General features: G+C 73.1%; 18 protein-coding genes. 5 read left to right on the forward strand and 13 right to left on the reverse strand.

The genetic code is table 11. The features are described from left to right. Window positions 1-30 precede the first annotated feature (30 nt). From MUY14_RS18570 to MUY14_RS18580, 3 genes are read left to right on the forward strand one after another with little or no spacing between them, the layout of a single operon-like run. Window positions 31-1176, forward strand: coding sequence for an acyl-CoA dehydrogenase family protein (locus MUY14_RS18570; protein WP_247024266.1), 1146 nt, complete (start codon window positions 31-33; stop codon window positions 1174-1176). Next, on the forward strand, window positions 1173-1934 hold the full coding sequence (locus MUY14_RS18575; RefSeq protein WP_247024267.1) for an SDR family oxidoreductase: 762 nt from the start codon (window positions 1173-1175) through the stop codon (window positions 1932-1934). The genes MUY14_RS18570 and MUY14_RS18575 overlap by 4 nt, the downstream gene beginning before the upstream one ends. Window positions 1935-1942: 8 nt before the next feature. Beyond that, window positions 1943-3097 carry an acetyl-CoA C-acetyltransferase gene (locus MUY14_RS18580; RefSeq protein ID WP_247024268.1) on the forward strand — a complete coding sequence of 385 codons (1155 nt, stop codon included), beginning with the start codon at window positions 1943-1945 and terminating at the stop codon, window positions 3095-3097. Between the two features lie 40 nt (window positions 3098-3137). Here the strand turns inward: MUY14_RS18580 and fgd are convergent, their stop codons facing one another. The 8 genes from fgd to MUY14_RS18620 form a co-directional block, all read right to left on the reverse strand. Further along, entirely contained in the window at window positions 3138-4142 is a 1005-nt protein-coding gene (gene fgd / locus MUY14_RS18585; protein ID WP_247025167.1) for a glucose-6-phosphate dehydrogenase (coenzyme-F420), read from the reverse strand. 2 nt (window positions 4143-4144) lie between these two features. After that, window positions 4145-5200 carry a nitronate monooxygenase family protein gene (locus tag MUY14_RS18590; protein WP_247024269.1) on the reverse strand — a complete coding sequence of 352 codons (1056 nt, stop codon included), beginning with the start codon at window positions 5198-5200 and terminating at the stop codon, window positions 4145-4147. Beyond that, entirely contained in the window at window positions 5197-5928 is a 732-nt protein-coding gene (locus MUY14_RS18595) for a CoA-transferase subunit beta (protein ID WP_247024270.1), read from the reverse strand. The genes MUY14_RS18590 and MUY14_RS18595 overlap by 4 nt, the downstream gene beginning before the upstream one ends. After that, on the reverse strand, window positions 5925-6788 hold the full coding sequence (locus tag MUY14_RS18600; RefSeq protein WP_247024271.1) for a CoA transferase subunit A: 864 nt from the start codon (window positions 6786-6788) through the stop codon (window positions 5925-5927). The genes MUY14_RS18595 and MUY14_RS18600 overlap by 4 nt, the downstream gene beginning before the upstream one ends. Next, window positions 6778-7518, reverse strand: coding sequence for an enoyl-CoA hydratase family protein (locus tag MUY14_RS18605; protein ID WP_247024272.1), 741 nt, complete (start codon window positions 7516-7518; stop codon window positions 6778-6780). Before MUY14_RS18605 ends, MUY14_RS18600 begins: the two co-directional genes overlap by 11 nt. Further along, a complete protein-coding gene (locus tag MUY14_RS18610) occupies window positions 7518-8396 on the reverse strand; it encodes an SDR family oxidoreductase (protein WP_247024273.1) in 879 nt (292 codons plus the stop codon). Before MUY14_RS18610 ends, MUY14_RS18605 begins: the two co-directional genes overlap by 1 nt. After that, on the reverse strand, window positions 8393-9160 hold the full coding sequence (locus MUY14_RS18615; RefSeq protein ID WP_247024274.1) for an SDR family oxidoreductase: 768 nt from the start codon (window positions 9158-9160) through the stop codon (window positions 8393-8395). Before MUY14_RS18615 ends, MUY14_RS18610 begins: the two co-directional genes overlap by 4 nt. Window positions 9161-9326: 166 nt before the next feature. Further along, window positions 9327-10520: a CdaR family transcriptional regulator gene (locus MUY14_RS18620; RefSeq protein WP_247024275.1), complete on the reverse strand. Its 1194-nt coding sequence runs from the start codon at window positions 10518-10520 to the stop codon at window positions 9327-9329. An 80-nt stretch (window positions 10521-10600) separates the two neighbouring features. Here MUY14_RS18620 and MUY14_RS18625 point away from each other — a divergent pair, with 80 nt between their 5' ends. Together MUY14_RS18625 and MUY14_RS18630 are read left to right on the forward strand one after the other, a co-directional pair. Further along, complete coding sequence (locus MUY14_RS18625) at window positions 10601-11269, forward strand: TetR/AcrR family transcriptional regulator (protein ID WP_247024276.1); 669 nt, start codon at window positions 10601-10603, stop codon at window positions 11267-11269. A 335-nt stretch (window positions 11270-11604) separates the two neighbouring features. Then, window positions 11605-12099 carry a cutinase family protein gene (locus tag MUY14_RS18630; RefSeq protein ID WP_247025168.1) on the forward strand — a complete coding sequence of 165 codons (495 nt, stop codon included), beginning with the start codon at window positions 11605-11607 and terminating at the stop codon, window positions 12097-12099. A 3-nt stretch (window positions 12100-12102) separates the two neighbouring features. On the opposite strand, the gene MUY14_RS18635 is transcribed toward MUY14_RS18630, so the two are convergent. Genes MUY14_RS18635 through MUY14_RS18655 form a run of 5 tightly spaced genes read right to left on the reverse strand, consistent with a single transcriptional unit; the run spans window position 12103 to window position 24632 of the window. Beyond that, window positions 12103-13293, reverse strand: a complete 1191-nt coding sequence (locus MUY14_RS18635; protein ID WP_396126857.1) for a lipase family protein — start codon at window positions 13291-13293, stop codon at window positions 12103-12105. Window positions 13294-13345: 52 nt separating this feature from the next. Beyond that, window positions 13346-14320, reverse strand: coding sequence for an alpha/beta hydrolase family protein (locus tag MUY14_RS18640; protein ID WP_247024278.1), 975 nt, complete (start codon window positions 14318-14320; stop codon window positions 13346-13348). A gap of 9 nt (window positions 14321-14329) precedes the next feature. Beyond that, window positions 14330-15907, reverse strand: coding sequence for an acyl-CoA carboxylase subunit beta (locus tag MUY14_RS18645; protein WP_247024279.1), 1578 nt, complete (start codon window positions 15905-15907; stop codon window positions 14330-14332). Further along, complete coding sequence (locus MUY14_RS18650) at window positions 15907-22911, reverse strand: type I polyketide synthase (RefSeq protein ID WP_247024280.1); 7005 nt, start codon at window positions 22909-22911, stop codon at window positions 15907-15909. Before MUY14_RS18650 ends, MUY14_RS18645 begins: the two co-directional genes overlap by 1 nt. Then, complete coding sequence (locus MUY14_RS18655) at window positions 22908-24632, reverse strand: fatty acyl-AMP ligase (protein WP_247024281.1); 1725 nt, start codon at window positions 24630-24632, stop codon at window positions 22908-22910. The genes MUY14_RS18650 and MUY14_RS18655 overlap by 4 nt, the downstream gene beginning before the upstream one ends. Window positions 24633-24643 lie beyond the last annotated feature (11 nt).

Below are 24643 nucleotides of genomic sequence, written 5' to 3' on the forward strand. Positions count from 1 at the left end.
CCGGACCGGCCCGGCAGCAAGGAGGCGTGCGTGGAAGCGACGGGATTCCGCCGTGAAGTCGCCGGCTGGCTGGCCGCCAACCTGACCGGCGAGTTCGCCCGGCTGCGCGGCCTGGGCGGCCCGGGACGCGAGCACGAGGAGTTCGACCTGCGGCTGGCCTGGGAACGCCACCTCGCCGCCGCGGGCTGGACCGGCGTCGGCTGGCCCGTCGAGCACGGCGGCCGCGGGCTGTCCCTGGCCGAGCAGGTCGCCTTCCACGAGGAGTACGCCGCTTCCGGCGCCCCCGCCCGCGTCAACCACATCGGCGAACAGCTCCTCGGCCCGACGCTGATCGCGTTCGGCACACCGGAGCAGCGATCCCGGTTCCTGCCGAAGATCCTCGCCGTCGAGGAGCTGTGGTGCCAGGGTTACTCCGAGCCCGGCGCCGGCTCCGACCTCGCCGCCGTCTCGACGTCCGCGGTCCGGCGCGATGGCGAATGGGTCGTCAACGGCCAGAAGATCTGGACTTCGCTGGCGCACGTGGCCGATTGGTGCTTCGTCGTCGCGCGCACCGAACCCGGCTCCCGGCGTCACCACGGCCTGTCCTACCTGCTGGTGCCGCTGCGCCAGGACGGCGTCACCGTGCGGCCGATCCAGCAGCTCACCGGCACGTCGGAGTTCAACGAAGTCTTCTTCGACGACGCCCGTACCGACGCCGGCCTCGTCGTCGGCGAACCCGGTGAGGGCTGGAAGATCGCGATGGCCACCCTCGGGTTCGAACGCGGGGTGTCGACGCTCGGCCAGCAGATCGGCTTCCGCCGCGAACTCGACGACATCACCGCCGAGGCCGAACGGACCGGCACCTACGACGACCCGCTGCTGCGCGCCGACCTCGCCCGCGCCCGGATCGGCCTGCGCGTCCTGCGGGCCCACGCCCTGCGGACGCTCGGACAGGCCGCGGGGCCGGAAGTCGCCGTCGGCAAGCTCCTGTGGGCGCAGTGGCACCGTGGCCTGGGCGAACTAGCCATGCGCGCCCGCGGAGCGCGTTCGCTCACCTCGGCCACCACCGAACTGGACGACTGGCAGCGGCTCTACCTGTTCACCCGCGCCGACACCCTCTACGGCGGCTCGGACGAAATCGAACGGAACATCATCGCCGAGCGCGTCCTCGGCCTGCCCCGGGAGGCCCGCCCGTGATCCCGAACTACCCACCCGGCCACGACCTGCTCGCCGGCAAGGTCGTCGTGGTCACCGCCGCGGCCGGCACCGGCATCGGCTCGGCCGTGGCCAAGCGCTGCCGGGAGGAGGGCGCGGAAGTCGTCATCAGCGACTGGCACGAGCGGCGGCTGAAGGAGAAGGCCGCCGAACTCGGCGACGTGCACGCCATCCCGTGCGACGTCACGCGGGAAGACCAGGTCCAAGCCCTCATCGACGGCGCCGTCGAGCACTACGGGCGCATCGACGTCATGGTCAACAACGCCGGGCTCGGCGGCACGAAGTCCGTGCTGGACATGACCGACGACGAGTGGTCCCGCGTCCTCGACATCACGCTCACCGGCACCTTCCGCTGCACCCGCGCGGCGCTGAAGCAGTTCGTCGCCCAGGGTGGCGGCGGCGCGATCGTCAACAACGCGTCGGTGATCGGCTGGCGCGCCCAGGCCGGGCAGGCGCACTACGCGGCCGCGAAGGCCGGGGTCATGGCGCTCACCCGCTGCTCCGCGCTCGACGCCGCCGAACACCACGTCCGGGTCAACGCCGTCGCCCCCAGCCTCGCGATGCACCCCTTCCTCGCCAAGGTGACCAGCGACGAACTCCTCGAAGACCTCACGAAACGCGAGGCGTTCGGCCGCGCCGCCGAACCGTGGGAGGTCGCCAACGTCATGGTCTTCCTCGCCAGCGACTACGCCGGTTACCTCACCGGCGAAGTCGTCTCCGTCAGCAGCCAGCACCCCTAGGAGCGCCCGTGCCCGAAGCCTTCCTCCTCGACGCGGTCCGCACCCCGGTCGGCCGGCGCGGCGGTGCCCTGTCCGGGTGGCACTCCGCCGACCTCGGCGCTCATGTGATCCAGGCGGTCGTCGCCCGCACGGGCGTCGACCCGGACCTCGTCGACGACGTCATCCTCGGCTGCACCGACACGCTCGGCCCGCAGTCGGGCAACATCGCGCGCACGGCGTGGCTGGCGGCGGGGTTCGGCGACCACGTACCGGGGGTGACGGTCGACCGGCAGTGCGGGTCGAGCCAGCAGGCCGTCCACTTCGCCGCACAGGCCGTCATGTCGGGGACGCAGGACCTGGTGCTGGCGGGCGGCGTGCAGAACATGAGCCGCATCCCGATCAGCGCGGCCATGCTGGCCGGGCGCGAACACGGCTTCGAGGACCCGTTCTCCGGGTCGAAGGGCTGGCAGGAGCGCTACGGCAGCGTCGAGGTCTCGCAGTTCCGCAGCGCGGACATGATCGCCTCGCACTGGGACATCAGCCGGGAGACCATGGAGGAGTACGCCTTCCGCAGCCACCAGCGGGCCGTCGCCGCCGTCGACTCCGGGCGGTTCGACGCGGAAATCGCGCCGGTCGACGGCTTCCGGCACGACGAGGGGCCGCGCCGGGACACGTCGCTGGAGCGGATGCGCGGGCTGAAGCCGCTCGCTCCGGAGTCCCGGCTGACCGCGGCCGTGGCCAGCCAGATCTCCGACGGCGCGAGCGCGGCCCTGCTGGCGTCCGCGTCGTTCGTCGAGGAGCACGGCCTGACGCCCCGGGCGCGGATCCACCACCTGTCGGTGCGCGCCGCGGACCCGGTGTGGATGCTGACCGGCCCGATCCCGGCCACCGCGCACGCACTGCGCCGCGCCGGGCTCACGATCGGGGACATCGACCTGTTCGAGGTCAACGAAGCCTTCGCCAGCGTCGTGCTGGCGTGGCTGGACGAAACCGGCGCGGACCCCGACCGGGTCAACGTGAACGGGGGCGGCATCGCCCTCGGCCACCCGATCGGGGCCACCGGCACCAAGCTCCTGGCGACGCTCCTGCACGAACTGGAACGCCGCGGCGGCCGCTACGGCCTGCAGACGATGTGCGAAGGCGGCGGCACCGCCAACGTCACCATCATCGAACGCCTCTCGTGAGTGTTCAGGCGGGTGCCAACCCGCCTGAACACTCACGACGTCAGGCGAGCTCGCGCAGCTTCGGCAGGACGTCCTCGGAGAATTGGCTCAGGAACCGCTCCTGGTCGTGGCCCGGGCCGTGCACGACCAGGTGGTTCAGGCCCGCGTCCACGTACGGCTTGACCAGTGCCACGGCCTCGTCCGGGTCGGACGCGACGATCCAGCGCTTCGCGACCTGCTCGATCGGCAGCTCGTTGGCCAGCCGCTCCATCTCGTCGGCCGACGAGATCGTGTGCTTCTGCTCCGCCGTCAGCGACAGCGGGGCCCAGAAGCGCGTGTTCTCCAGCGCCTTCTCCGGGTCGCGGTCGTAGGAGATCTTGACCTCGATCATCCGGTCGATGTCCTTGACCTCGCGCCCGGCGGCTTCCGCGCCCTCGGCCACGGCCGGCATCAGCTTCTCGGTGTAGAGGTCCATGCCCTTGCCCGAGGTGCAGATGAAGCCGTCGCCCGCGCGGCCCGCGTACTTGGCCACCACCGGGCCGCCCGCGGCGATGTACACCGGCAGCGGCTGGTCGGGGCGGTCGTAGATCCGCGCGTCGACGAGCTTGTAGTACTCGCCGTCGTGCGAGACGTTGTCCTCGGTCCACAGGCGGCGCATCAGCGTGATCGCCTCGCGCAGCCGCGCGAACCGCTCCTTGAACTCCGGCCACTCCATGCCGGAGACGGCGATCTCGTTGAGCGCCTCACCGGTGCCGACCCCGAGGATCACCCGGCCCTCCGACAGCAGGGACATCGACGCGAACGCCTGCGCGATCACCGCCGGGTTGTACCGGAACGTCGGGGTCAGCACGCTCGTGCCGATCTGCACCCGGTTCGTCCGCTCCGCCACCGCCGGGATGAACGCCAGCGCCCACGGCGCGTGCCCGCCTTCGTGCCGCCAGGGCAGGAAGTGGTCGGCCACCCAGACCGAGTCCAGGCCGACCTCCTCGGCGCGCACGGCGAACTCGACCAGGTCGCGCGCCCCGAACTGCTCCGGCGACGCCTTGTAACCGACCTTGAGCGCCACTGTCATCCTCCCGTTTCCCGGCCGAGGCGCCGCAGGATCTCACCCGCCTCGGCCACCGTGCCCTCGACGATCTCGCCGACCGTGGGCAGGTCGTGGATCATGCCCACCACCTGCCCCGACGCTAGCACCCCGGCGTCGGTCCGGCCCTCGACCAGCCCCGCACGCAGCAGCATGGGGGTGTTGGCCGCCATGACCAGCTGACTCCAGGTGAGACCGTTGCCGTGCTTCATCGCGAAGCCTTCTTTGACCATGGCAACCGGGGACAGTCCGGTGATATTCCGGAACCGGAGGGCGTTCCGCGCGGCCTGCGCGAGTCCCTTGACGCGGCCGGCGCGCTCCAGCTTGTCGACGAGCGCGGTGCGCAGCACCCGGTGCGGCAGGCCGTCCACCCGGCGGGTGACGACGGTCCCGGCGAGCCCCTGCTCGAGGTACACGCGCTTGACCTCGTCCGGGACCGTGCTCTCCTTGCTGAGCAGGAACCGGGTCCCCATCGCCACGCCCGCGGCCCCGTAGGCCAGCGCGGCGGCGAGCCCGCGGCCGTCGAAGAAGCCGCCGGCCGCGATCACCGGGATGTCGACGGTGTCGAGCACGGACGGCAGCAGGAGCGTCGTGGCGACACCGCCGGTGTGGCCACCGCCTTCGCCGCCCTGGACGATGACGGCGTCCGCGCCCCAGCCCGCGACCTTCTCGGCGTGCCGGGCGGCGCCGACCGACGGGACCACGACGATGCCGTGGTCGCGCAGCTTCGCGATCATCTCCTTCCGCGGCGCGAGCGCGAACGACGCCACCTTCACGCCTTCGCGGATCAGCAGGTCCACCCGGTCGCCCGCGTCGGCGGCGTCGGCACGCAGGTTGACGCCGAACGGCTTCTCCGTGCGCTTCTTGACCTCCGCGATGGCGGCTTCGAGCTCGAGGTAGGTCATCGTGGCCGAGGCGAGGATGCCGAGCGCGCCCGCTTCGGCGGTCGCCGAGACCAGCCGCGGGCCGGCCACCCAGCCCATGCCGGTCTGGACGATCGGGTGCTCGACGCCGGCGAGGTCGGTCAGCGCGGTCTTCACGCCGGGACTTCCTTGTCGCGGAAGTTCTTCGGGTCGAGCACGTCCCGGATCAGCCGCAGTTCTTCCGCCGTCGGTTCGCGGCTGGTGCCGGTTTCGGAGAAGTCGATCTCGAAGGTGGTCGCCGCCGCGACCTCGTCGCGCGTGACGCCCGGGTGCAGCGACACCGCGCGCATCGAGTGGTCCGGGGTGCCGAAGCCGAAGACGCCGAGGTTGGTGACGACCCGGTGGACGTCGTGGTACTTCTCGGCGGACGGCCCCGCCTTGGCCGCGTTGTCGTAGCCGACACCGGAAACGACGTCGACGGCGTCCACGAACACCCGCGGGGAATGCCTCGGCACCCAGTAGCTCGTGCGGTGGTTGACCGTGTTGCCGGGCGCGCCGCGCACGCCGAGCAGCTGCTTCTTCGGGTGCGCGTGGTCGCCGATGGCGGAGATGTTCTGGTTGCCGTGGCGGTCGACCTGGTTGGCGCCCATCACGACGTGCCGCCGTCCGTGCGGGACGATCGTGTCCAGCATCTTCCGGAACGGCTGCCAGCCCTCGACCACACCGTCGGGCGTGATCAGGTACGCCTCGCCGTCGGACATCAGCAGGTCCGGCTCGAACGTCAGCCGCGCGAGCTTCGCGCCCAGCTGCGGGATCAGGCCCATCGGGCTGGCCACGATCTCGCCGTCGCCGCGGAACAGCTCGGCCACCGCCACGACGGCGATCTCGGCCCGGGTCGCACTCATGCCGCCTCCGCCTCGAACTTGTCCACTTCGGACAGGTACGCGCGCTCGTCACCGGACAGGAACCGGTCCGCGAACCCGGACCAGGCATCGAGATCCTTCGCGCACGCCGCGTAATGACGCTGGAACCGTTCGTCCCGGCCGTAGTCCGGCACCGCCGTGGTGAAGTGCGCGCCGCGCGGCGCCTCGACGACGCCGTCCACGCTGCCGCGGTTGAGCAGCAACGACTGCACCGGCCCGCCCGCCAGCAAGTCCGGCGTCTCGACGACTTTCTCGACCGACACGAACCGTTTCGCCGCCGCCAGGCAGAACAGGTCGTCGAAGTACGGGTCCGGCCCGAGGTACTGGGCGTTGCCGCGGGCGTCGGCGCGGTTGAGGTGCACCAGCGCCACGTCCAGGTGCCGCGCCGGGACCGCGACCAGCTCCTCGGCGTCGGCGTAGGGCGAACGCACGGTCCGCAGGTCCGGGTTCGCGCGCATCACCTCCGAGCCGAGCCCGGCGCGCATCGGCAGGAACGGAAGCCGTTGCGCCGCCGCGGAAAGCGCCGCGCCGAACATGCCTTCGTCGTACTCGGTCACCTCGATCGCGCCGGTCTCCCGCGCCCGGCCGAACCACGGGTCGAACGGGATCGAATCCAGCGTCACGAACCCGAACACGACCCGCTTGACCTTGCCGGCCGCGCACAGCAGGCCGACGTCCGGGCCGCCGTAGGAGACGACGGTGAGATCCTTCACGGGAGTCCGGAGGATCGCGCGGACCAGGGCCATCGGCTTGCGCCGCGAACCCCAGCCGCCGATGCCGAGGGTCATGCCGTCTTCCAGTTCCGCCGCGGCTTCGTCGGCGGTCATGCGCTTATCGGCCATTCAAGAACTCCTCGCGGGCCTCGTCGGACGCGCCGAGCAGGTTCAGCTCGAAGGTGAACCCCTGCTCGAACCGGTAGCTGCGGTGCACCTGCTGGGTGTCGATCCCGTTCAACGCCTCCTTGGCGGCCCGGATCACGCGCGGGTCCTTCCCGGCGATGTCGGCGGCGACGGCCATCGCCGCGTCGTCGAGCTCGGCGCGGGGCACGACCTGGTACACCGAGCCGTGGGCGTGCAGCTCGGCGGCGGTGATGGTGCGGGCGGTGAAGTACAGCGTGCGCATCAGGTGCTGCGGCACCAGCCGGGCCAGGTGCGTCGCCGCGCCGAGCGCCCCGCGTTCCACTTCGGGGACACCGAAAGTGGCGTCGTCGGACGCGATGACGACGTCGGCGTTGCCGACCAGCCCGATGCCGCCGCCGAGGCAGAAGCCGTGCACGGCCGCGACGACCGGCACCTCGCAGTCGTAGACGGCGCCGAAAGCCGCGTAGCAGCCCCGGTTCGCGCCGACGAGCGCGTCGTACCCCGCGCTGCGCTGGATCTCCTTGATGTCCACGCCCGCGTTGAAGCCCCGCCCCTCGGCGCGCAGGACGACGACGTGCACGTCCGGGTCGCGCCCAGCCCGCGTGAGCGCGTCGGCGAGGTCGAACCAGCCCTGCACGGGCAGCGCGTTGACCGGCGGGAAGTCGACCGTGACGACCTCGACGTGCGCGTCGCGCTTGGTGCGGATGCCCATCAGCTCGCTCCGTAGACGGGTTCGGGCTCGGGCGCGCGCTCGAGCAGGTCGGCGACGACCGGGCCCAGTTCCGCCGGGTCCCAGCGCTCCCCCTTGTCCACGGCCGGGCCGTGCCGCCAGCCCTGCGCGAGGGACACCTTGCCGCCCTCGACCTCGAACATCCGGCCGGTGACGTGCGAAGATTCCGCGCTGCCCAGCCACACGACGAGCGGCGAGACGTTCTCCGGCGCCATCGCGTCGAAGCCGCTCTCGGGCTTCGCCATCGACGTGAACACCCCTTCGGTCATCCGCGTCCGCGCGGCCGGCGCGATCGCGTTCACCGTCACCCCGTACCGCGCCAGCTCGGCCGCCGCCACGACGGTCAACCCGGCGATACCGGCCTTCGCCGCCGAATAGTTGCCCTGGCCGACGCTGCCCAGCAACCCGGCGCCCGAACTGGTGTTGATCACCCGCGCCCGCGGCGGCCGGCCCGCTTTGGCCTCGGCCCGCCAGTGCCCGGCGGCGTGCCGCAGCGGCGCGAAATGTCCCTTCAGGTGCACGCGGATCACCGCGTCCCACTCGTCCTCGTCCAGGTTGGCCAGCATCCGGTCCCGGACGAACCCCGCGTTGTTGACCAGCACGTCGAGGCGCCCGAAGGTCTCCAGCGCCGTGCCGATCAGTTCCGCGGCCCCGGCCCAGTCGGCGATGTCCGAGGTGTTCGCCACCGCCTTCCCGCCGCGTTCCCCGATCTCGGCGACGACCTCGGCGGTCGCGTCCCCGGCCACGTCGTTGACCACGACCAGCGCCCCTTCGGCGGCGAACGCGAGGGCGTGCGCGCGCCCGATCCCGCGTCCGGCTCCGGTCACCACGACCACCCGGTCCTGGCACAACCCGCTCACGAATCCTCCCGATGGTTGACGTCGGCCGCGGCGAGGAAGGCCGGGACCTCACCGCCGCCGTGCACGCGCAGGGTGGCGCCCGAGACGTAGGAAGCCAGCGGCGAAGCCAGGAACGCGGCACAGGCGCCGACCTCCCGGGGTTCGGCGAGCCGCCCCAGCGGCACGGTCTTCCCGACCGCCTCGACCGCGGCTTCGCTGCCGTAGTGCAGGTGCGACTGCTCGGTCCGCACCATCCCGACGGCCAGCCCGTTGACCCGCACCTTCGGCGCCCACTCGACGGCCAGGCTCGCGGTCAGGTTGTCCAGCCCCGCCTTCGCCGCCCCGTAGGCCGCCGTCCCCGGCGAGGCGCGCGTCCCGCTGACGCTGGAGATCATCACGATCGAGCCGCCGTCGTCCTGCCGCTGCATCACGGCGTTGGCGTGCTGCGAGACCAGCAGCGGGGCCAGCAGGTTGAGCTGCACGATCTTTTCGTGCAACCGCGGCGAGCCCTCCGCGGCCGGGACGTAGGGCGCCCCACCGGCGTTGTTCACGACGACGTCGAGGCGCCCGTGCCGGTCGACGATCCCCTCGACGAGCGCGGCGACCTGCGCGTCGTCCCGGACGTCGCATCGGACGAACTCGGCGTCGGTGGGTGCCTCGCGCCGCGCGCAGGTGACCACGCGTGCCCCGTGGGCCAGGAACACGTTACAGATGCCCTGACCCACGCCACGGACACCGCCGGTGACCAGCACCACGGCACCGGCCAGGCCCAGATCGGTCTTCACGCCACAAAACTAGAACACGTTCTTGCTTTGGGCAAGGTGCGGTGCCCGCTCGGTGCCCGGTCCGGATGTCATGAACGAGTCGTTCACCGCGTCCGGCGAGGTGAAAGGGTCTTTCATGACGGTGCGGACCGCCGGACCGGCCGCGCCCGCGCGGCTCCGGCGACAGTCAGGCTCGCCGCGACCTGAGCCCCGAGGCGCGCAACGCCGCCTGCATCGCGAACCGGGCGTCGGCGTCCTCCAGCCGCTCCCCGAACGTCTGCTTCAGCTGCCGCACGCGGTAGCGCACCGTCTGCGGGTGCACCGAAAGCTCCACGGCGATCTTCTCCGAGTTGCCCCCGTTCTGCAGCCAGGACAGCAGCGTCTCGCCCAGCCGCCGCCGCGTGCGGTCCGGGAACTGCGCCAGCGGGGCCAGTTCGCGGTCGGCCAGCTGGTCCGCCAGGGGCGCGTCGGACAGCAGCCACAGCGTGGTCAGGTACTCCGCGGACCACGTCACCGGGACGTCCGGGAGCGCGCCGTCGGCCACCAGGCGCAGGGCGGTGCGGGCCCAGCGCAGGGAGTCCGCCGCCGAAGCGACGTCCGTCGCCGGGCCGACCGCCACGCGCGTGCCGAGGCGGGTCAGCGCGCCGGCGGCGGCCGGGGCGGGCAGGAGCAGGTACGGCTGCGGGGGTTCGAGGTCGGTGAGCACCTCGGGACCCCACGACGCACCGGCCGGCGCCTCCGCCGCGATCGCCACCACCGAACCGGGGACGGGCCAGCCGGCCGCGGCCGCGAGCTCGGCGAGGACCGGCTCCGGGAGGGCACCCGGGCCGACGAGCAGCCGCAGCAGCCGGCGGCGCAGGCCCGCCCGCGTGCCGTCGATCTCCGCGCGCGCTTCGCGGTAGCCCTGCGCCGACATCCGGGCCAGCTCGTCCGCGTAGCCGAACAGCATCTCGGCCAGCCGCGCCATCGCCGCCGACGACAGCCGGTGACGGCGGCCCAGCCGCATGATCCAGCGCCAGCCCGCGCGGGTGCCGGCGCGGTACGCCGCCTGGAGGTCGTCGAGCATCCGGCCTTCGCGCGCTTCGCCCGCACCGAGCCGGTGGCACGTCGCGTACAGCCGGTCGCGCGGCGCCCGCGGGTCCTCGACGAGGTCCACGAAGAGCGCGACCGCGCACTCGACGCCGTGCCGGGTCACGCGGCCGTAGGACCCGTCCCCCGGCCGGGCGTAGACCGGGACGACCCGCCACACCTCCTGGACGATCCAGTCCACCAATGCCGGCAGGGCCGGACGCATGAGCGCCGCCAGCTCGCTCCTCCCGAGGATTTCTTCGCCGTCGTCCCGGTGAGCCGGAACGCGTGGCCGGGCACTTTCGGGGGACACCAAGGGTTCCTCCACCGGGGACGGGCGACGGAACGAGCTTTACCGGACGGTAAAGCAGCGGGACCGTACAGTACACCTCCATGAGCCGGCCGAGTCGTCCTGATCGATCCAGCGCTCGCCGCAGCCCGGCCGCCCGGCCCACCGACGGCGAACTGCTCGACGCCGCCCGCGCGGTCTTCGCCGAGCGCGGCTACGCCCAGGCCACCATGGGGCTGATCGCCGAGCGCGCCGACTCCACCAAACCCACCCTCTACGCGCACTTCGGGGACAAAGCGGCCCTCTTCCGCGCCACCGTGACCCGCGAAGTCGCCGCGCTGCGGGACTGGGTGCTCACCGCCTACGAAACCGCGAGCGCGCGGCCACTGGAAGAGCGCGTGCGGCTCTCGGTGATGGCGATGTTCGGCTACGCCGGCGCCCACCCGGACAGCTTCCGGCTGCTGTTCGACTCCGCCGTCGACGAGATGTCGAACGAGCGCCGCGCGCTGGCCGACACCGTCACCACGCACGTCCTCGGCCGGATCCACGAGCACCTGCTGGCCCACGGCCGCACGCCCGGCCCGGGCGCGGACCTGCTCGCCGCGATGATGGTGGGCCTCGTCGGCCGCGCCGCGATGCACGTTTCGCACTCCCCCGGCGTCGACCCGATCGCGGCGGGCGAACTGGCCACCGGGTTCGTCCTGGCCGCGCTGCGCGGCCTCGACCCGGTGCTGCTCGACCGCGTCGACGACGCGCGCCAGTGCGCCACCTGAGCATCCACACCGGACTGGTTGTCACCCGCCGGACAATTCCCGGCGGCCTTCGCAATTGACTCTTGCCGCGGTCGGCGGGCGCTGCGACGCTGCCGTTACCCGCAAGCGCCGAAATGCATTTCCGATCCACCCGGAAAGCGCTTGCCGACCCCGTTTTCCCGCGAAGAGGTGTTGATCAGCCATGAAAACGCGCCTGTTTTCCGCCGCCGCCGCACTCGGTATCGCCATCACCGGCCTGAGCGTCGCGGCCGCGCCGGCGGCGTCCGCCGCGCCGTGCACCGACATCGACGTCCCGGTCGCCCCGCGGCACCGGCGAACCCGGCACGCTCGGGTTCATCGTCGGCGACCCCGTCTACCAGGCGGTCCGGAATTCGCTGCGCCCGCGCACGCTGAGCAGCTACCGGGTGGACTACCCGGCCGACCTCGGCGAGCCCGCGTCCGTGCAGAAGGGCAACACGGACCTGGTCAACCACGTCAAGGCCCAGGCCGCGGCCTGCCCGCAGCAGCGGTTCGTGCTGGTCGGCTATTCCCAGGGCGCGAACGTCGTCGACAACTCGATCGGCATCAGCAGCGAGGGCGCAGTCGTCGGCGGCCCGATCGCCGCGACCATCCCCGCGGAGCTCGCGCCCCGGATCGCCGCGATCTTGTTGTTCGGCAACCCGATCCGCGCGCTCGGCCGCCAGGTCACCGGCACCTACCAGAGCCGCACGAAGGACTACTGCGCCGACGGCGACCCGATCTGCCAGGCGGGCGGGTTCAACTTCCTGGCCCACCTGAGCTACGGGAACAAAGCCGCCGACGCAGCAGCCTTCGCCGCCGCGAAGGTCTGATCGTCAGCAGTTCGACGGCGCCGCCGCCCCCGTGAAGCGATTGACGATCCACTGGTGGGCGTCGGCGTTGCCCGCCAGGATTCCTGTCGCGTGGTCGGAGAGGTAGGTCTTCCACTGCTCGCGGACGCCGGCCGCGCAGTACGTCCGGTGCAGCGCCTCCGCCTGAGGGGTGTTGACGATTTCGTCGGTGCTCGCGTGGTACTGGAAAACCGGCACCCGCGGCGGGTTCGCGCCCAGCTTGTTCTGCGCCAGCCGCGCCTGCCACTGCGGGGTCGCCAGCGGATTCGACGTCGTGTAATCACTGATCTTCTTGAACGAATAATTCAGCAGCAGTTCCGCCACGCACGCGTTCTTCTTGGCGTCCGACAACTGCTGACGGCCGGTGTCGTTGAGGAACGAATCCAGTTTCAGGTCCGGGTAGGCCGCGTCCAGCCCGACCGCGGCGAACGCGAGGAACCCGAACCCGATGTACCCGTCGAGGCCCTTGGCGACCTCGGTCAGGTCGGCCGGGACGCCGCCCGCGACGACGCCGACGAGGTTCAGCTCCGGTGCGTACGAAGGCTGCTTCTCCCCCGCCCACATCGCTCCGCCGCCGCCCTGCGAGTAGCCCTGGAAGATCACCTTGGCGCTCTTCGCCAGCCGGGCGGACGGCAGGTTCTGCGCCGCCCGCACCGAGTCGATCACGGCCGGGCCCATCGACTGCCCGGTGATGTACGTCGGCACGGTCGCCGGCGAGTAGCCCTCGTAGTCGGTCACCGCGACCGCGTAGCCCGAGGACAGCGAGTCGTTGATGGCCGGCTGGTCGTACAGCGTGCCCCGCTCCATCGCCTTGGACGCCGTGCACTTGAACGCCGGGCCCTGCGTACCCACCGCGTACCCGACGATCGGCGCCGCCGCGGGGTCCTTCCCCTTGGGCACCAGGATGGTCCCGGTCACCGCGTCCGGACGGCCCTGGGCGTTGGTCGAGAGGTACATCACCTGCCAGGCGTCGGCGTTGGCCGCGTTCAGCAGCGGGACCGTGGGCCGCCAGCGCAGCACGTCCCCGGGTTTCCCGGCCGGCAGCGGCGACGGCGGGGTGTAGAACGAGTCGTCGAACGGCCCCGGCAGGATCGGGGCGGCGGCCGCGCCGGCGGGCGGGCTCGCGGCCACCACCCCCAGCGCCACCAGGCAGCAGCTCACCAGCGCCGACACCAGCTGTCGCACGTGGACGGACTTCACCACAACCTCCATCGGTCGAACGGGAAGATCAGGCCGGAAGGCCCAGTGCGCCGGCGAGGACCGGCCACGAGTTGTGCAGGGCCCGCTGCCAGTACGGCCAGCTGTGCGTGCCGGGCCCGTAGTAGTCGACGGTCGCGGGAATCCCCTTGGAGCGCAGCAGGTCCGTGAAGCTCTGCGACGACAGCAGCGCCGACGGCTCCAGGACGTCGGACTGGCCGGGCGGGTCGAGCGGGCCGGTCTGCCCGTTGCCGCAGGAGATGTAGAGCGCCGTGCCGCGCAGCTGGTCGGCGTGGTCGTAGGGGTTGCCCGCCGACCAGAGCGGCCGCATCCCGAAGGAGTCGCCCCACAGCTGCAGGTAGTTGAAGATGCCGGCCCGGGCGAGGATGCCGATGATCCAGACCGGGATGCCGGGGAAGAGCGTGTTCGGTACGCCGCTGTAGGACGCGGCCGCGCCGAACATCCCCGGGTGCTTGAACGCGTAGGCGAGCGCGCCGTACCCGCCGATCGACAGCCCGGCGACCGCCCGTCGGGTACCGCCGTGGTACCCGCGTTCGACGATCTGGCGCACTTCGGCGGTGTGGAACGTGTCCCAGTCCGGGGTGCCGCTCAGGCCGAAGTTCCACCACTTGGTGTACATCCCGGCCGGCCCGTCCGTCGGCATCACGACGAGCGCGTCCTTGGTCGCGGTGAACGCCTTGACGTCGGTGAACTGGTCCCACGACTTGTAGTCGACCGGCTCGCAGCAGCCGTGCAGCAGGAACAGCACCGGCCAGGTCCGGCTCGGCTGCGCCGCCCAGCCGGCCGGTACGATCAGCCGGACCATCCCGGTGGTGCCGAGCGCGGGCGAACTGATCTTGAGGTCGACGGTCCGGGCGTCCAGCCAGGTTTCCGAGACGACCTTCGCACCGTCGTCGGCCACCGCCGGGGCCGCCTGGGCCGGGGCGACGCCGCCGGCGGCGAGCAGGAGCACCGCCGACAACGCCAGCAAAGCCAATCGCTTCATCGCGACTCCTCACAAGGGGATGTTGCCGTGCTTCTTCGCCGGCAGGGTCTGACGTTTGGTCCGCAGGGTCCGCAGCGCCCGCGCCACGTGCAGGCGGGTTTGCGACGGTGTGACGACCTGGTCGACGTAGCCGCGTTCGGCGGCCAGGTACGGGCCGCCGTGGCGCTCGCGGTACTCGTCGGTGAGCCGGCGGCCCATGGCTTCCCGCTGTTCCGGGGGCAGGGCGGCCAGCTCACGCCGGTGCAGCACCTGCACCGCGCCTTCGGCCCCCATCACCGCGATTTCGGCGGTGGGCCAGGCCAGCACGACATCGGCACCGAGGTGCTTCGAGCCCATCACCGCGTAGCCGCCGCCGTAAGCCTTGCGCACGACGACGGTCACCTTCGGCACCGTCGCCTCCGAGTAGGCGTAGATCAGCTTGGCGCCGCGGCGGATGATCCCGCCACGTTCCTGTCCGGTGCCCGGCAGGTAGCCGGGAACGTCGGCGAGGGTGAGCAGCGGGATGCCGAAGGCGTCGCAGAAGCGCACGAACCGGGCGGCCTTCTCGGACGCGTCGATGTCGAGGACGCCGGCCTGGTGGCGTGGCTGGTTGGCGACGATGCCGACCGTCCGGCCCTCGATCCGGCCGAACGCGCAGATCATGTTGGCCGCGAAGGCGCTGTGCACCTCGGTGTACTCGCCGTCGTCGATCAGCGCGGCGATCAGCTCGGCCATGTCGTAGGTCCGGTGCGGCGAGTCGGGCACCAGCCGGTCGAGCGCGAGGTCGGCCGGCGTGACGACCGCGCTGGTGTCGTCGGCGTACTCCGGGGCGAGGTCGAGGTTGTTCGACGGCAGGTAGGCGAGCAGGGTCTGCACCCACTCGACGGCGTCCTCCTCGTTCGCGGCCCGGTGGTGGGCGTTGCCGGCCACTTCGGACTGCACGGCCGCGCCGCCGAGCTCCTGCGCGGTCACCCGCTCGCCGGTGACGGCGTGCACGACGTCCGGGCCGGTGACGAACATGTGCGAAGTCCCGTCGACCATCACGGTGAAGTCGGTGATCGCCGGCGCGTAGACCGCGCCGCCCGCGCACGGGCCCATGATCATCGAAATCTGCGGGATGACGCCGGACGCGTGGGCGTTGCGGCGGCCGAGCTCGGCGTAGTACGCGAGCGAGACGACGCCTTCCTGGATCCGCGCGCCGCCGGAGTCGTTGATCCCGACGACCGGGCAGCCCAGCGACATCGCGAGGTCCATCACCTTGAGGACCTTCTCGCCCGAGACCTCGCCCATGCTGCCGCCGAACACGCTGAAGTCCTGCGAGAACACGCAGATCTGCCGCCCGTCGACGGTGCCGTGCCCGGTCACGACGCCGTCGCCCCACGGTCTGTTCGCGTCCATCCCGAATTCGGCGCACCGGTGCCGCGCGAACTGGTCGAGTTCCACGAAGGACCCGGGGTCCAGCAGCAGCCCGATGCGTTCGCGCGCGGTCAGCTTTCCCTTGGCGTGCTGCCGGTCGACGGCCCGCTTCTCGGCGATCCGCACGGCTTCGTCCTGCCGGGCGGCGAGGTCGGCGATCCGGAACGCCGTCCCCGGCGTGAGCTCGTCCATCACCGCACCACCGTTCCGAGCCGGGCAGCGAGCGCGGCGGCCAGCGCCGTCACGTGCGGCGGGTCGATCATCGACACGTGGTCACCGGGCACCCGCACGACTTCGAGGGCGCCGCAGTACGCGTCCCAGCCGAGGGTGTCGTCGGTGCGCAGGTACCGGGGGTCCAGCGCGGTGGTCAGCGGGTGCGGCTCCTGCGCCCGCAGCAGCACCACGCGCCCGCCGCAGGGCTCGGGGACGTACCGCTCGGCGACCCGGGCGTCCACATAGGACTCGTACTGGTGCCGCAGCACCCCGGCGCCGAGGTCCGGCACGAGCTCGGCCAGCTTCGCCATGACCCACCGGATCTGGGCGTCTTCGTCGAGCCGCGTGAGTTCCTCGCGCGGCACCGAGAACGGCACCCCGTACGTTCGCGAGACGTGGTCGGCGAACCGGTCGAAGCGGTCCAGCAGCAGCTCTTGCACCGGTGTGCCCGGTGCGGGCAGCGGCAGGATGGTGTCGATCAGGAACACCAGTTCGGCGCCGCCGAGCTGCCGCGCGGTCTCGTAGGCGAGGCAGCCGCCGAAGGACCAGCCGCCGAGCCGGTAGGGCCCGTCCGGCTGGATCTCGCGGACCAGCTCGGCGTAGCAGGCGGCCTTGGCCTCGACGGTGTCCTCGTCGTCGATGCGCTCGAACCCGTACACCGGCTGCCCTTCCGGCAGCAGCCGCACGAGTTCGCGGTACACGCTCGCCCGGCCACCCGCGGGGTGGAACAGGAACACCGGATCGCCGGCCCCGTCCCGCAACACCCGCACCGGCCCGCCGCCGTGCCCCTCGAGCTCGTCCCGCACCAGATCGGCCATCGCGGCGACGGTCGGGGTGTCGAACAGCCGCTCGGGCACGACGTCGAGCTCGTCGGCGAACAGCGCCCGCAGCCGCTCCGGATCCCCGCCGGCGGCGAAGAAGTCGTCGTGCACCCCGGGTCCGGCCCCGCCGACGACGGTCCGCCAGTGCCGCGCGACCCACCGTTCAGCGGGATCCCGCGGCCCGGCGACCACCCGCTCGACCGGCGCGGCGGTCCCGAACCCGGCCTGCTCGGCGAGGTGCCCGGCGAGCTCGGCGAGGCTGGCTCCGCGCAGGAGGAGCGGAATCGGCAAGGGCAGCCCGAAGTCGCGTTCGACGGCGCCGCGAGCGCGCATGGCCGAGAGCGAGTCCAGCCCGAGCCGGGTGAGCGGCACGTCCCGATCGACTTCGGCGAAGCCGAGGAGTCCCGCGATGAGCCCGGCGAGGTGGTCGCCGATCGCGGCCCTGGCCTGCTCGGGCGTCGCCGCCCTCAGTGCCTCCATACCGTCCCAAGTGGACTCTCGCCGCGGGGTGAAGATTTCGAAGAACGGACGTTCGCCGAGGCGTGGGAACATTTCCAGCACGGTCTCGGCGTCGATGCGGGCGACCCCGGTCTCTCGCCGATCCCGCGCCAGCACGGCGTCCAAGGCGGCCAGGGCTTCTTCGGTACCGAGCGGGGTGAGCACCGGATTCACCGACCCGGCCGCGGCGCCGACCTCGCCCCAGGCACCCCAGTTGATGGTCGCGGCGGGAAGCCCCCGCGCCCGCCGCCAGGCGACAAGGGCATCGGCCCAGGCGTTGGCACTGGCGTAGGCGGCCTGCCCCGGTGACCCGAACAACGCGGCGGCGGAGGAGTAGACGAGCCACCAGTCGAGGTCGTGCTCGGCGGTCACTTGGTGCACCCGCCAGGCACCGAGAGCTTTGGGCCGCCAGACGGCTTCGATCGTCGGGCCATCAAGGGTGATCGCAGCCCCATCGCCAAGCACCCCGGCGGCGTGCAGCACCCCACGAAGCGGCACACCCCCTTCGACGGCAACCGCAACCAGCTCCTCGGCGACCCCCGGCTCGGCGATGTCGCCGGGCACCACGCGGACTTCGACGCCCGGGTAGGCGCGGGACTGAGCGGTTTCGGCCTGGTCGCCGGTCACTTGCCCGCCCACGCTTGCCTCGGCGAGACCTCCAGCCGCTTCCCCAGCCGCGGCCGCTTCGGCAAAACCGCCGGCCGCCTGCCCACCCGCGGCCGGTTCGGCGAAACCACCGGCCACTTGCCCATCCACGCCCGCTTCAGCGAGCCCACCGGCCACTTGCCCGCCCACTCCCACCTCGGCGAAACCACCAGCCGCTTCCCCAGCCGCGGCCGCTTCGGCAAAACCGCCGGCCGCCTGCCCCACCACGCCCACTTCGGCAAGACCACCGGCCACTTGCCCATCCACGCCCGCTTCAGCGAGCCCACCGGCCACTTGCCCGCCCACGCCCACCTCGGCGAAACCACCAGCCGCTTCCCCAGCCGCGGCCGCTTCGGCGAAGCCGCCGGTGCCTTGCTCAGCCATGCCCGGCTCGGCAAGACCACCAGCCGCCTGCCCAACCACGCCCACTTCGGCAAGACCACCGGCCACTTGCCCACCCACGCCCGCTTCAGCGACACCGCCAGCCGCCTGCCCACCCGCGGCCGCTTCGGCGAAACCACCGACCACTTGCCCACCCGCGCCCGCCCTGGCGAGCTCACCAGCCACCTGCCCGCCCACCCCGGCGAGCCCGCCGGCCGCTCGCCCAGCCAAGCCCACCTCGGCGAGACCACCGGCCGCCCGCCCAGCTGCGGCCGCTTCGGCGAAGCCGTCGGCGCCTTGCCCAGCCATGCCCGGTTCGGCGTGGCTGCCAGCCGCTCGCCCACCCACGCCCGGCGCGCCAGCCGTTCGCTCAGTCGCGCCCGAATCGGCGAGGTCCGCAGCCGAGCCCCCCTCGGCGCGCAGCGATCCGAAGCCCAGCACGGCCGGGTCCACCGCACGGCGGCTGCTGAGCACCACCCGCGTCGCCCCGCGCTCGGCCAGCCACTTCGCCGCCACCAGACCGAGCCCGCCCAGCCCGCCCGTGATGATGTACGCGCCTTCCCGCACCGGCTCGCGGATCGGGTCGCCAAGCTCCGGACGGGAGAGCCTCCGCGCGTACCGGACACCGTCGCGCCAAGCGATCTCGTCGTCCGGGGCGTCCGCGTGGATCTCGTCGCGCAACCGGGCGAAGTCGTCGCAGTCCACCAGCGACGCCCGCAGCTCCGGGTGCTCGAACGCGAGCACCCGCACCAGCCCGCGCACCGCAGCCGGCCCGGGATCGCCCGCCTCCCCGGGCCGCACGGCCTGCGCGCCCGCCGTGACCAGCCACAACCGCGGCGGTGCCGGCAGCTCGGCCAGCTCGGCGACGACCCCCGTCAGCGTCTCGACCAGCCGCGCGGCCGCCTCGGGGTCCGGACCGCCCGCCGAACCCAGGCGGGCGATGACCGCGGTCGTCTCACCGTCCCGCAACAGCTTCGCCAGCGCCGCGCGGTCTCCGAGACCGGCGGTGTCCAGCTCGATCCAGTGGTGCTCGCGCGACGGCGCCTCGGGCAGCTCCACCGGCTGCCAAGCCGCTTCTAGCAGGAGGCGCCCCACCGCCGCATCGCGCAGCCGGCGGCAATAGACGTCGCGGAACTCCACCAGGACGACGTCCTCGGCGTCGACCAGCTGGACGATCCCGAGCAGGCCGTCGCCGGACGGGGCGACCACCGCATCCACCCGTACACCCCGGCGCGGTTCGCCCGCGACGACCACCTCGCCGATCGAAAGCGGCAGGTAGAGGCCGTCCGCCGAACCGACCGCCGCGGCCAGTGCGTGCAGGCAGGCGTCGGCGAGGGCCGGGTGCAGCACGTACGCCGGGTGGTCGGCCTCGGGCAGTGCGATCGACGCCGACGCGCGGCCGCCGCCGGCCACGACCCGGCGCAGGCCGCGGAACGCCGGCCCATAGGACTGCCCCAGCTCCGCCAGCGCGCGGTAGACGTCGACGGGCTCGCCCTCGACCTCCCCGAGCGGCGGGGACGGCGTCCCGCCGGTCCCGATCCGCGCGGTGGCGTGGCGGACCCACTCGCCGGCCGCGGACCTGGCGTGCACGCTCAGCTCGCCGCCGGTCAGGGTGGTCGTCACCTCGGTGTGCCCGGCGAGCGGGAGCACCTCCCGCAGTTCGAGGTCGTGCACGTGCCGGCCGGCGGCCAAGGCCAGCTCGAGGAACCCGGTCGCCGGGAACACCGGCCGGTCCCGCACGGTGTGGTCGGCCAGCCACGGCAGCACCTCGGTGCCGACGTCGGCGCGCCAGAGGTGCCCGCCGTCCGGGTGTTCGATGTGGACACCCAGCAACGGGTGGCCGCCGCCGGCGCGGACGGGCCGCCGCGGCCAGAACCGCTCGTGCCGCCAGACCGGCCCCGGCAGCTCGACCGGCGCCGCCGCGGGCCGGGCGGCGAGCACGCCGGGCAGGCCCAGCACGTGCAGCCGGGCGAGGCTGGTCAGGAACGCCGTCCGCTCGTCGGCCCGGCGGCTCCCCGACGCCAGGCCGAGCACGCCGGCCTGCTCGATCGCGGCCAGCGCGACGGGGTGCGGCGCGATCTCGACGAAGATGGTGTGCCCGTCGCCGGCCGCCGCGGCGAGGGCCTGGCTGAACCGCACCGGACGGCGCAGGTTCGCGGCCCAGTACTCGACGTCGAACGCGGGCGTCTCCCGCGGATCGTCGAGAACGCTGCTGTAGCAGGGAATTGCGGCTGGACCGGGGACGAGCCCGGCCAGGTCGGCGCGCAGCCGCCCGAGCACGGCGTCGACGGCGGCGGAGTGCCCGGCCCCGCCGACCGGCAGCCGCCGCGCCAGCCTGCCGAGGCTCTCCGCGTGCTCGACCAGCGCTTCGACCTGGTCGGCGGGTCCGCTGACGGTGCACTGCGTCGCCGACGCGTACACCGCGATGGCGACCTCGGGGAAGTCCGCGAGCTCGGCCGGCGACAGCTCGACGACGGCCATCGCCCCCTCCCCCGACTGGTCGAGTTCGGTGAGCAGCCGTGCCCGGGTGGCCATGACCCGCAGGCCGTCGCCGACGTCCAGCGCCCCGGCGACCACGGCCGCGGCGACCTCGCCCATGGAGTGCCCCAAGACGGCGGCCGGCGTGACACCGTGCGCCCGCCACAGCGCGGCGAGGGCGATCTGCACACCGAAGAGGGTCAGCTGGGTCGCGGCCAGGTCCGGCAGGTCGCGGCTCAGTGCCTCGCGCAGCGAAAACCCGGCCTCCGCACGGAAAACGGGATCGAGCGCGTCGACCTCGGCCCGGAAGGCGGGCTCGGCGCCGAGGAGGAGCCGGCCCATCCCGGACCACTGCGAACCGTAACCGGAGAAGACGAAGACGACGCTGGGCTCGTGCTCGGCTTCGCCCACGACACCGCGGCCCGCCGCCAGCTCACGCAGGGCCTCGACCACCTCGCCGCGGCTCTCCCCCACCACCGCACCCCGCGCCGGCAGGTGCTCCCGCCGGTGGGCCAGCGTCGCCGCGACCGCCCCCAGCGGCACATCGGACGCGGCGAGCCAGTCGGCCAGCTCCCCGGCCCGCGCCCGCACCACCCCGTCCGACCGCGCCGAAAGCGCGAACACCTGCGGCCCCGCCGACTCCCCCCGAGGCGGGAACGCCGCGGCGGGCCACTCCTCCAGCACGACGTGGGCGTTGGTCCCCCCGAACCCGAACGCCGAGACCCCCGCCCGCGCGGTTCCGGAGTACCGCGGCCACGCAGTCCCCTCCGTGACCACCCGCAGCCCGCTGAAGTCGATATACGGATTCGGCGCGCTGAAGTGCAGGCTCGCCGGCAGCCGCCGGTGCGTCATGGCCAGCACCACCTTGAGCAGCCCGGCGATCCCGGCCGCCCCTTCGAGGTGCCCGAGGTTGCTCTTCACCGACCCGAGCAGCAACGGCCGGTCCGCGCCGCGCCCGAGTACCGCCGAGAGGGCCCCAGCCTCCAGCGGATCCCCCAGCGGCGTGCCGGTCCCGTGCGCCTCGACGTAGTCCACAGTGGACGGATCGATGCCCGCGTAGGCGTCCCGCAGCAGTGCGGCCTGCGCCTCCGGGTTCGGCGCCGTCAACCCGTTGGAGCGCCCGTCCGAATTCACCGCGCTGCCGCGCACCAGCGCCAGCACCCGGTCGCCGTCCCGCCGGGCCGCGCGCAACGGCTTCAGCACGACCACGCCGCAGCCCTCGCCCCGGACGATCCCGTCCGCGCTCGCGTCGAACGGCTTGCAACGGCCGTCGGCGGCGAGCACCCCCGCGCGGTGGAAGCCCGCCGTGATCCCCGGCGACAGCAGCACGTTCACCCCCGCCGCCAGCGCGAGCTCGCTCTCGCCGCGGCGCAGGCTCTCCACCGCCTGGTGCACCGCGACCAGCGACGACGAGCACGCCGTGTCCAGCGTCAGGCTCGGTCCGCGCAGGTCGAGCAGGTACGACAGCCGGTTCGCGGCGATGCTCGCCGCCGCGCCGGTGCCCGACCAGACGTCGACGCCCGCGACGTCGGTCATCGTCAGCGAGCCGTATTCGGTGGCCGACAGCCCGACGAACACGCCGGTCCGGCTGCCGCGCAGGCGCTCCGGCGGGATCCCGGCGTGCTCCAGCGCCGCCCACGCGACCTCCAGGAGGATCCGCTGCTGCGGGTCCATCGCCTCGGCTTCGCGCGGGGTGATGCCGAAGAACGCCGCGTCGAACCCGGCGACGTCGTCGAGGAAACCGCCCCGCGCCGGCAGCCCGGCCAGGTCTTCGGCGGGCGCGAACGTCTCCCAGCGGCCTTCCGGGACGTCGCCGATGGCGTCCCCGCCGTCGTCGAGGAACCGCCAGAACGCCGCCGGCGACTCGATCCCGCCCGGCAGGCGGCAGCCGAGGCCGACGATCGCGATCGGCTCCCCGGCCTCCCGCCACGGCTCCGGGACCGGCGCCGGCTCCACTGTGGACAGGTGGGCGGCGAGCGCGGCGATCGTCGGGTACTGCCAGACGAGCGTCGGCGCCAGCGGCCGGCCGACGAACCGGCCCAGGTCGGCGGCGAGCGCCGTCGCGTCCCGTGAGGACAGTCCGAGTTCCTGGAGCGGGCGGTCGGCGTCGACGTCGCCGAGCCGGGCGAGCAGCCAGGCGCGGATCCCGGCCGCGTTCACCCGAGCCGCCGCTCGGTCAGCGAACCGTCCGCATAGGACGCCCGGGAGCGCGCCCGGCTGATCTTGCCGCTCGACGTGCGCGGCACCTCGCCGGGCGCCAGGAAGACGACGTCGTGCAGGCGCAGCCCGTGCCCGGCCGACACCGCGGCCCGCAGGTCCGCCGCGGCGTCGGCGACGCCGGCTTCGAAGTCCTTGGCGCGTTCCAGCACGACCACCGCGGCCTCCCCGTCGGCGACTTCGATCGCGAACGCCGCCGCCGAGTGGGGCCGCACGGCGGGATGCGCTTCCACGGTCTGCTCGATGTCCTGCGGGTAGTGGTTGCGGCCGTCGACGACGACCAGGTCCTTGAGCCGGCCGGTGACGAACAGCTCGCCGTCGAAGACCACGCCGAGGTCGCCGGTCGCCAGCCAGCCCTCGCCGGTGTCCGGGTCGAGCGGGGGCAGGCCGAAGGTCGCCGCCGACGCGTCGGGCCGTCCCCAGTAGCCGCGGCCGACGTTCGGGCCGCTGACCCGGATTTCGCCGACTTCCCCCGGCTCGACGTCGTTCCCGGTCACCGGGTCGGCGATCCGCACCCGCTGGCCCGCCGGGCGGCCGCATGAGACGAGCGTCGTGCCGGACGCGGCCGGCACGGCGAGCCCGGCGGCGAGGCGGTCCCGGTCGAACGTGACCTGCCGGGCCACTTTCCCGCTGTCCGTCACGGAAACGAGCACGGTGGCCTCCGCCAAGCCGTAGGAGGAGCGGTGGACCTCGGGTCGCAGCCCGCATCCGCCGAAGGCGTCCTGGAACTTCGCGATGGTGGCCGGCAGCACCGGTTCGCTGCCGTTGATCAGCGACACGACCCGGCTCAGCTCCAGGAAGTCCTTTTCGGCCTCGGTCACGCGGGAAGCGCTGTAGGCGTAGGCGAAGTTGGGGGCCGCGCTGATCGCGCCCGGACTCGCGGAAAGCGCTTGCAGCCACCGCGCCGGACGTTCGAGGAACGCCAGCGGGTCCATCAGCACCGACGCCATCCCGCCCATCATGGGCGCACCGATGCCGAGGATCAGGCCCATGTCGTGGAACAGCGGCAGCCAGCTGACCGTCGACGTCGTCCGGCTCTCGACACCGTAGGCGGCGCAGGCCTGACGCGCGTTGGCGAGCACGTTCCGGTGGGTCAGCACGACCCCGGCGGGCGACCGCGTCGACCCCGACGTGTACTGCAGGTAGGCGGGCGCGTCGGGATCCGGCCGGGGCCATTCGCGCGCTTCGGCTTCCGGCAGCGCGTCCACGGCGACAACCTCCGGCCCGGCGGTGAATTCGCGAACAGCATCGAAGTCGGCCGAAGTCGTCAGCACGACCCGCGGGGTGCAGTCGGCGAGCGTGCCGGCGAGGCGGCCCTCGTGGCCGGGCAGGCCGGGCGCGAACAGCGGCACCGCGACCAGCCCCGCCCGCAGCGCGCCGAGGAACGCCACGACGTAGCCGACCGACTGCCCGGCCAGCACCGCCGCCCGCTCCCCCGGTGCCGCGAGGTCCGCGAGCCGCGCGGCGACCGCGTCGACGCGCTCGTCGAGGGCACGCCAGGAGAGCGTGACGGCGCGACCGTCCGCGGTGGCGCGGTGGTCGAGGTGCGTCACGGCGGTTTCGTCGCCGAGCACCCGCGCCCACCGGCCCAGCAGGGTCGCGAACGATTCGCCGTCGCCGAGCGTTTCCGGTGTACCGGGAATCGGCTGGGAAATGGTTTCCATGGTCCCTCGCA

The sequence above is a fragment of the Amycolatopsis sp. FBCC-B4732 genome, assembly GCF_023008405.1.
Taxonomy (GTDB): domain Bacteria; phylum Actinomycetota; class Actinomycetes; order Mycobacteriales; family Pseudonocardiaceae; genus Amycolatopsis; species Amycolatopsis pretoriensis_A.